Below are 4,124 nucleotides of genomic sequence, written 5' to 3' on the forward strand. Positions count from 1 at the left end.
AGCGCATAGAACGCCGTCACCCGAAAGTTGGCGGCGCAGTGGATGAGCGTCTTGTCGCCGGCCGCCGCCGCCATGGCCCGTTCGAAGGCGGCGAAGTCCTCGTCGGTGGGGTTGTTCCAGTCCACCGGGATGTAGTGATAGGCCATACCCAGCTCCCGCGCCAGCCCGGCCTCATCGGCCGGTGTATAGGGCGGGTTCACCGGAACCAGGTTGATGATGGCCGTGAACCCGTCCGCGGCCAGGTCGCGCAACTGCTCCTCGGTCGGCTGGCCGGCCGTGCTCAGCCGGTCATTCACCTTCACGTAGTTGAAAATCCCTTCCGTGCTCATCCCTTACTCCTGTCGTTGTAGCGCGGGATAGTATCCCGCCTCTTCGCCCCGGCCAACGCGGGATACCATCCCGCGCCACAACCGCCAGCCCCGCCGCCACCGCCAGCGCCGCCAGCTGCACCGCCGGATTGGCCGCGAAGAAGTTGCCCGCCGTGGTGATGTACCGGTAGCCGGGCGGCGTGCCCAGCAGGTAGTGGGCCAGCGGCCCCAGCAGATAGCTCAGCCCCACGCCGGCCAGGAACAGCGCCAGCGCCCCCGGCGACGCCCGCCCCCGCCGGCGGCGCAGCGCGCCCACCCCCAGCAGCCACACCGCCCCGGCCGCCAGCCCGCCCAGGGCGACCAGCCACACCGTCGTGGGGCTGACCGACAGCCCCTGCCCCGGCAACTCCACCGTCCGCAACAGCAACAGAGCCGGCATCAGCCCCACGCCCTCAGCCGCCAGCCACAGCAGATCGCCCGGCCGCTCGGCCGCCCAGCGCCCCGGCAGCAGCGCCACCGCCAGCCCGGCCAGCGTCGCGACCGTGCAGGCCGCGGCCAGCATGGGCGGCAGCGTGGGCGCGTTGACTGTCAGCGTGATGGCCGGGATGCCGACCCCCAGCGCCACGGCGCACAGCAGCCACACCCGCCGCCACTCCGCCGGCGCGTACGCCGCCCGCCGCATCGCCCCTACAGAGTGCGCATCCTCAGATGCGCGTCGCGCCGCCAGCAGCCCCAGCAGCCAGTTCGCGGCGGCGTAGAGCAACAGCACCAGCCCCGCCGCCACCAGCCCGGCCATCCAGTAGCGGCTGGCCGTGTGGCCCGCGAACGGCTCGGCCGGCGGCAACCCTTCGGCCACGTGCCCATAGAGAAAGATGACGTAGCGGTCGGCCACGCCAAACCAGTAATAGAACAGGCCGAGCACCAGGAGCGAGATGGCCGCCGCCTCCGGCAGCGCCCGACGCCTGTCCGCCAACCTGTCAGGTCTAGTCGGCAAAGGCCAACCCCCGCGCCGCCAGCGCCTCGCGCAGCACGCGGATCGCCTTCGGCCCCATGCCGTGCAGCTTCAGCAGCGCCTTCGCGCTGACCCCATCCAACTGCTCCAGCCGGTGGTAGCCGGCCGCGGCCAGCGTGCGCTGGGCCGGCGCGCCTATCCCCTTCGGCCACTCGTCCGCCGGCCGATCATCCTGTTGAATCGTTGTCATGTCGTTTCGTGATTAGTTGTTGGTGGTTGGTTGCTGGTCAATAGCAACCAACCACCAACAACCGCTCCCAAATCTGCCAGATCTGCGTAATCTGCGGATTCTTTCCTCTTACGCAATCTCGCGCACGTCCAGAATCTCATTCACCACCGGCCGCAGCGCCTCCACCAGCTTATCCTTGGGCACGTCCTGCACCTTGAACATCAACTCCCACTGGTCGCCATTCGGCCCCTGCACCTCGCCCAGCCCCAGGCCCCAGATGTCGCCGCCGGCGTTGAAGATGGCGTTGGTGATCTTGGCCAGCGTGCCCTTGGCCGTGGGCAGCGAGACCGTCACGCGGATGCCCGGCCGCCGGCCGCCCAGCAGCGTCAGCAGGCTCTTGAACAAGTCCGTCTCGGTGATGATGCCGACCAGTTTATCGTCGCGCATGACCGGCAGGCCGCCGATCTTGTTGTCGGCCATGATGCGCGCCGCCTCTTCCAGCGGCGTCTCCTCGTGCACCGTGATCACGCGGCGGGTCATCACCTTCTCCACCTTGAGCTTGCTCAGCAGCTCGGTGATCTCCCAGACGGCCAGCGACGTGGCCGGCGAAGGGGAAGCGAGGAGCAGGTCTTTGTCGGAGACGATGCCGACGAGCGCGCCGTGCCGGTCGAGCACGGGCAGACGGCGCACCTGCTTCTCGCGCATCAGGCGCAGGGCGTCGGGCACCGACGCATCGGACGCGACGGTCACGGGCTGGCGGGTCATCAGTTCACGAACGAGCATGGCAACCTCCGGGTTGTTGTGGGTGTGATAGGACTATTGTATCCGCAATTCCCGCTACCCCTCAATGGATGAGAGCGGGCTATTGCTCCGCGATGACGGGCAGGATTGTTGGTAACGAAACCGCTCCTTCTCTGGTCACAGCGCCGATACTGTAGCATAAAGGGAGATATGACCGCAACACGCTTATCCCCACAGAGCGCCACCGGTTGAAACCCGTTGGCCTATCAGCCGCGGCGTTTCAACCCGCGGCGGCCGACCAGGCGATTGCTCTGGATGAGGACTCCACGGGTCTGACGAATCGGCCGTTAGCTGCTATACTTCAGCGCTTGTGAAATTCATCACGATTGAGAACATTATGCTTTGCATCACCCGACACGAAACCGATCCCTACTTCAACCTGGCCGCCGAGGAGTACGTCATGGAGCAGTTCGACCGCGACTGCTTCATGTTGTGGCGCAACGCCCCGGCCATCATCGTCGGCCGCCACCAGAACACCCTGGCCGAGATCAACGCCGACTACGTGCGCGAGAACGGCATCAAGGTCGTCCGCCGGCTGTCCGGCGGCGGCGCGGTCTTCCACGACCTGGGCAATCTCAACTTCACCTTCATCGCCGGCGGCAGCGCCCACAGCAGCGCCTACGGCAGTGCCCACGGCGCCAATGGCACGAGCGGCGCGAACGGCGACGGCTCCCCTAGCCGGCTGGACTTCCGGCGCTTTACCCAGCCCATCCTGGACGTGCTGCAAGCGCTGGGCGTGGACGCCCGCTTCGAAGGGCGCAACGACCTGACCATCGACGGCCGCAAGTTCTCCGGCAACGCCCAGTACGTGCGCGGCGAGCGCGTCCTCCACCACGGCACGCTGCTCTTCTCCGGCCGCATGTCCGACCTCAGCGCCGCGCTGCGCGTTGACCCCAGCAAGTTCGCCGACAAGGCCGTCAAATCCGTCCGCAGCCGCGTGACCAACATCAGCGAGCACCTGCCGCAGCCGATGACCGTGCTGGAATTCCGCGACCGGGTCATGGCGCACGTCATGGAGGCCACCCCCGGCGCGGAGCCTTACACCTTCACCCCGGCCGACGTGCGGGCCATCGAGCGGCTGCGCGACGAGAAGTACGCCACCTGGGAATGGAACTTCGGCCACTCGCCGCGCTACAACTACCGCAAGGCCACGCGCACGGCCGGCGGCCAGATCGAGGTGGCCCTCGACGTGGTCAACGGGACAATCGCCGGAGCGCGCATCTTCGGCGACTACTTCAACCGGCTCGACCCGGCCGACATCGAGGCCGCCCTCGTCGGCGCGGCGCACCAGGAAGCGGCGTTGCGCGGCCGGCTGGCCGGCTTCGACATCGCCGACTACTTCGTCAACGTTAGCGCCGACGAACTCATGTCGGTGCTGATCTAAGAGGCAAGAATCCGCAGACTTCGCAGGTCTTAAGAAGCTCACGCAAAGAACGCCAGGCAATCAAAGGACGCAAAGCGAAGAACCTTTCTTCTTTGCGCCCTTTGCGTGAGCTTCTTAAACTCTGCGTAATCTGTGGATTCTTCGTTAAGCATAGTCCATGACCGGAAGCGTGGCGTACCGGTCAGGCGCTTCATCATGTTCGTAGATGCCCTTGAAGCGCTCCTCCACTCTCAGTAGCGCGTCGCCGTGATAGAAGACCATGCCGCAACTGAGGCAAACGTCCACCGGCATATCGGGCACCAGGAGGCTCTTCTTTCCACGGCTATAGATATACTCAATGCGCCGCTCAACAAACTCTTCTCCACCGCAGTAGTAGCACTTGTTTTGTGTGTCCATCTAGTCGGTTGCCCTCGTCCAGGGATCGAAAAACTTGGGATGTATGATGTATTA

6 protein-coding genes are annotated in these 4,124 nt (G+C 65.8%); 1 reads left to right on the forward strand and 5 read right to left on the reverse strand.

Annotated elements, in window-relative coordinates; genetic code table 11:
* The 4 genes from ACE3UY_RS12060 to ACE3UY_RS12075 all read right to left on the reverse strand — a co-directional run.
* Positions 1-329: protein tyrosine phosphatase family protein (locus ACE3UY_RS12060; protein WP_374687765.1), on the reverse strand; the 329-nt coding region annotated here is incomplete at its 3' end.
* The gene (locus ACE3UY_RS12065) at positions 289-1,281 is read right to left on the reverse strand and encodes a hypothetical protein (RefSeq protein ID WP_374687766.1); all 993 of its coding nucleotides are present in this window, start codon (positions 1,279-1,281) and stop codon (positions 289-291) included. The genes ACE3UY_RS12060 and ACE3UY_RS12065, both read right to left, overlap by 41 nt.
* A 10-nt stretch (positions 1,282-1,291) precedes the next feature.
* Entirely contained in the window at positions 1,292-1,510 is a 219-nt protein-coding gene (locus ACE3UY_RS12070) for a DNA-binding protein (RefSeq protein WP_374687767.1), read from the reverse strand.
* Positions 1,511-1,618: 108 nt separating this feature from the next.
* Positions 1,619-2,272: a CBS domain-containing protein gene (locus ACE3UY_RS12075; protein WP_374687768.1), complete on the reverse strand. Its 654-nt coding sequence runs from the start codon at positions 2,270-2,272 to the stop codon at positions 1,619-1,621.
* Between the two features lie 355 nt (positions 2,273-2,627).
* Between ACE3UY_RS12075 and ACE3UY_RS12080 the strand changes: the two genes are divergently transcribed.
* Positions 2,628-3,674, forward strand: a complete 1,047-nt coding sequence (locus ACE3UY_RS12080; protein WP_374687769.1) for a lipoate--protein ligase — start codon at positions 2,628-2,630, stop codon at positions 3,672-3,674.
* Between the two features lie 144 nt (positions 3,675-3,818).
* Here the strand turns inward: ACE3UY_RS12080 and ACE3UY_RS12085 are convergent, their stop codons facing one another.
* On the reverse strand, positions 3,819-4,070 hold the full coding sequence (locus tag ACE3UY_RS12085) for a YgiT-type zinc finger protein (protein ID WP_374687770.1): 252 nt from the start codon (positions 4,068-4,070) through the stop codon (positions 3,819-3,821).
* Positions 4,071-4,124: the final 54 nt, after the last annotated feature.

Origin of the sequence: Promineifilum sp. (SeqCode), from assembly GCF_041918635.1 — a bacterium.
Taxonomy (GTDB): domain Bacteria; phylum Chloroflexota; class Anaerolineae; order Promineifilales; family Promineifilaceae; genus Promineifilum.